Consider the following 4180-nt stretch of genomic DNA (forward strand, 5'->3'; position numbering starts at 1 on the left):
AAATTCCCTTTAATTACATTTATTTGAAATTAATTAATACTTGACATTTTTGTTTTTGTTTAATGCAACGATAGTGATCCTCCGTATAAGAAATAACAAAAGATGGGGTGGAATTAGGTTAATACGATTTATTGCGTATATAACTGGCAGTGATATTTCCACTAAAAGCAATAAAGTGAAACCAATAATGGATAATAGAGATATCCACTGCCAGTAAATGTCCGAGTGGTTTAAAGACCTTTAGGTCATAATCTTGTGGTACAAACCTTCAATGGGGATAAAAATCCACACTAATTGATGTTTCACCCTATGATTATAGCTATGTAATATTTGATTTTTGAATAATAATAGACGGAATTTTTTGTAAATGTTATTGACGGATAATTTTACGAAGACGTATACTAAAAGTAGTTACTAGTCATTAGTTAAGATTAGATTATTTTAAAGAGCGTTTGATATATACTTGGCTTTCAAAAAAGAGGAGCTATGCGGACTACATAGTAGGTCTTCAACTCAGAAGAAGGCTGAACCGCTACCCGAAAGCGGAGTATTCCAGTTGTATGGAGGCAACTGACTTTTGAGAAACCATTTTGTATAAGCAGAGACCTTTAGGAGAAGAAACAATGACACAAAAACTTCGTATTGGAAAAATTGCTACGTTACTTGCAATGCTAGATGAGCAAGAACGAGCGTCCTATCAATCGATAGTTCCAGATGTCCAAATTTGTGAAGGAAAAGTTGGATCAATGGATATGCAAAAAGTGATTTCCGCAGTAGAAACGGCAGTGAAACGAAGCAAGCTAATTCAAGAAGGCGTTTATCGAGAAACACATGCACTTTATCATGCAATTTTAGAAGGATTAGAAGGAGTTACTAGAGGGCAGTGGGCAATTGGTGAAATGATGCGTACCGTTGGGTTACGATTCGCTGTTGTTCGTGGGAACCCATATGTAAATCCTGAAGAAGGTGAATGGATTGCCGTTGCCTTTTACGGTACCATTGGAGCTCCAATAAAAGGCTTGGAGCATGAAGCTGTCGGACTAGGTGTTAATCATATTTAATTATATAAATCATTACCTAAAGTGAGTAGACATGAGGAGGTGATGGTGGCTTATTTGTATGCCATTATCGCCTCTTTTTTATTGTATTAATGAAAAGGGGGAAGCGTAATGATTGAGCTATCAGGAGATTCTTTAACCATAGATCAATTGAAACGCATCTGTATTGAACAGGAGCAAATTACCATTTCAAAAACTAGTATGGAGAAGGTTCGAGAAAGCAGATTAGCTGTGGATAACATTGTTGCCAATAAAGAAATTGTTTATGGGATTACGACTGGTTTTGGGAAGTTTAGCGATGTTATGATTGAGGCAAAAGACGTAGAGGATTTACAATTATATTTAATTCGTTCACATGCCTGTGGAGTTGGTAATCCATTTGAAGAAAAGGTATCGCGTGCAATGATGGTCCTTCGCTTAAACGCACTATTAAAAGGGTTCTCTGGCGTACGTCCTGTGCTCGTTGAGCTATTAGCAGATCTAGTTAATGAGCGAATACATCCTGTTATTCCTGAGCAAGGTTCTCTGGGGGCATCAGGAGATTTAGCTCCATTAGCACATTTAGCCTTAGTGATGATCGGTGAAGGGAAAGTCTTTAATGAAAAGGGAGAAGCGGTTGATGCTGCCTCGGTTCTTTCTAAAAAACAGCTTCAACCAATTGTATTACAAGCAAAGGAGGGGCTAGCACTAATTAATGGAACCCAAGCGATGGTAGCAGTTGGTGTCATGAATTATATAGAAGCCGAAAAGCTAGCCTATGACAGTGAGTGGATAGCTGCGTTAACGATGGAGGGATTGCAAGGGATTATCGATGCTTTTCATCCAGCTGTTCATGAAGTACGAGGGTATCCGCAGCAAGTAGCGGTGGCTAAGCGAATGACAGCTTGGTTAGAAGGCAGTCAATTAATTACTCATCAAGGAGAAAAACGGGTCCAAGACGCTTATTCTTTGCGTTGCATTCCTCAGGTTCATGGGGCAACATGGCAAGCACTGGATTATGTAAAGGAAAAATTAGAAATAGAAGCAAATGCTGCAACAGATAATCCACTTATTTTTGATGGGGGAAAGCTGGTTATCTCAGGGGGCAATTTTCATGGTCAACCGATTGCGATAGCTATGGATTTTCTGAAAATTGCGATTGCTGAACTTGCCAATATTTCTGAACGACGTGTAGAGCGTTTGGTTAATCCACAGTTGAATGACTTACCGGCATTTTTAAGTGCTCAGCCTGGGCTACAATCTGGGGCCATGATTATGCAATATGCTGCAGCGTCGCTCGTATCTGAGAATAAAACGTTAGCTCATCCAGCCAGTGTCGACTCGATTCCGTCATCGGCTAATCAAGAGGATCATGTCAGTATGGGGACAATAGGTTCTCGACATGCTAGGCTGATCATAAATAATACAAGACGTGTGTTAGCAATTGAATGCATATGTGCTCTTCAAGCAGTGGAAAGCACAGGGATAGACAAAATGGCCGGTAAACTAAAAGAAAAATGGGAAGCATATCGGAAGGTCGTGCCAACGATAAGTGAAGATCGGATTTTCTCAACAGATATAGAAGAAGTTGCTTCGCTTTTAAACGTTAAAAAGGGGGATTATGCAACGGATCTCCAGCTAGATATAACTTGACATACAAAGGATGAATTATTAGAATTATCAATAATTATATCTTATGTAATTAAATAGGAATAATTGAAAACGATTGCATTTTGGGGGAAATATACTTAGCAATTAGAGGTCGATGTAGAGGGATTCTGCAAGAGAAACTTCTATAAAACAAAACCCCAACTGATTGGAGTTTCACATTATTGATGTAGTGGACAGAAAAGAGAGAATTATAATGAAGAGGAGTTTGCAGAAATGTCTAAACAAGCAATTCAACAAATGAAATTATCAATGCGTCTACCAGTCATTATGGCACCGATGTTTTTAGTGTCTAGTCCTAAAATGGTCGTGGCAGCTTGTCGTGCTGGAATTGCTGGGACTTTTCCAGCATTAAATGCAAGAACTAGTGATATTTTAGAAGACTGGATGCATCAAATTAATACGGAAATTGATGTACTCAAAGAAAAAGAACCGACGAGGAAAATCGCACCTTGGGGTATAAACTTTATTACTCATCGTTCCAATAAGCGGTATACGGAAGATTTGAAATTAATTGAAAAATACCAGCCACCCATTGTTATTACGTCTTTGGGGGATCCTAGTCCAGTTGTCGAGATTGCCCATCAGTATGGTGGCGTAGTTTTTTCCGATGTCATTAATGTAAAGTTTGCCAAAAAGGCGATTGAAAAAGGTGCTGATGGTTTGGTACTTGTTGCCAGTGGAGCTGGCGGCCATGCTGGAGTATTAAATCCAATTCCGTTTATTCATGAAGTCCGTTCATTTTTTGACGGACCTATCGTACTTGCAGGTGGTATGTCGGAAGGAGAAGATATCCTTGCATCAGAAATTCTAGGTGCTGATTTTGTTTATATGGGAACACGATTTATACCTTCTGAAGAAAGTGGAGCACCTGATGCATATAAGCAAATGATTGTTGAATCATCGATTGAAGATATTATTTATACAGATGCATTTAGTGGTGTTAACGCGAATTATTTAATTCCTAGTATTGTAAAAGCTGGGCTTGATCCAAATCAATTAGAAAAGAAACAAGAAATTAACTTTGAAAAATTGGATAATCCAGAAGTAAAGGCATGGAAGGATGTATGGGGTTCTGGTCAAGGAATTGGCGCGATTGACAAGGTTCAATCAATTGAGAGAATTGTTAGTGAGCTAGAGGAGTCGTATACAAAAGCAACGCGAAATATTGTCAGTCAGGATAATACTATGACACAAACATAATGTGAAAATGGTTTTAAAAGGGCTCCATATATAAAGTATCCACTGACACAGATGGATTTATACAACGAATAGAAATAGGAATTTAACGTACTTCCGAAAGAAGTCTCCATCTTCAAGCGTGTGAAGGGCGTAGCCCAACGGTAAGAGGATGAATTTCGGTTGGGCGACAGCCCAAAGGCTTTTTTCCTTTTTTCCTCAAAGCACAACCCAACAGTGAATGATCGAAATTCATCAATGCCTATAAAAGTGCCAGTTCAAGACTTAGCAAGAGG

At 38.8% G+C, this 4180-nt stretch carries 3 protein-coding genes; all 3 read left to right on the plus strand.

Annotated features, from left to right (window positions below; translation table 11 throughout):
- Nucleotides 1-623: 623 nt before the first annotated feature.
- Nucleotides 624-1061: a hut operon transcriptional regulator HutP gene (hutP, locus tag Q1A47_RS20130; protein ID WP_166530238.1), complete on the plus strand. Its 438-nt coding sequence runs from the start codon at nucleotides 624-626 to the stop codon at nucleotides 1059-1061.
- Nucleotides 1062-1169: 108 nt separating this feature from the next.
- A complete protein-coding gene (hutH, locus tag Q1A47_RS20135; protein ID WP_166530239.1) occupies nucleotides 1170-2690 on the plus strand; it encodes a histidine ammonia-lyase in 1521 nt (506 codons plus the stop codon).
- Between the two features lie 231 nt (nucleotides 2691-2921).
- Entirely contained in the window at nucleotides 2922-3908 is a 987-nt protein-coding gene (locus Q1A47_RS20140) for a nitronate monooxygenase family protein (protein WP_121603758.1), read from the plus strand.
- The last annotated feature ends 272 nt before the right edge of the window (nucleotides 3909-4180 follow it).

The organism is uncultured Virgibacillus sp., from assembly GCF_947495635.1.
GTDB classification, from domain to species: Bacteria; Bacillota; Bacilli; order Bacillales; family Amphibacillaceae; genus Virgibacillus; species Virgibacillus salarius.

What these genes read in the sequence shown, in the direction of transcription:
- Q1A47_RS20140 (WP_121603758.1), top strand. Translation starts at nt 2,922, where the DNA reads ATGTCTAAACAAGCAATTCAACAAATGAAATTATCAATGCGTCTACCA.
- hutP (WP_166530238.1), top strand. Translation starts at nt 624, where the DNA reads ATGACACAAAAACTTCGTATTGGAAAAATTGCTACGTTACTTGCAATG.
- hutH (WP_166530239.1), top strand. Translation starts at nt 1,170, where the DNA reads ATGATTGAGCTATCAGGAGATTCTTTAACCATAGATCAATTGAAACGC.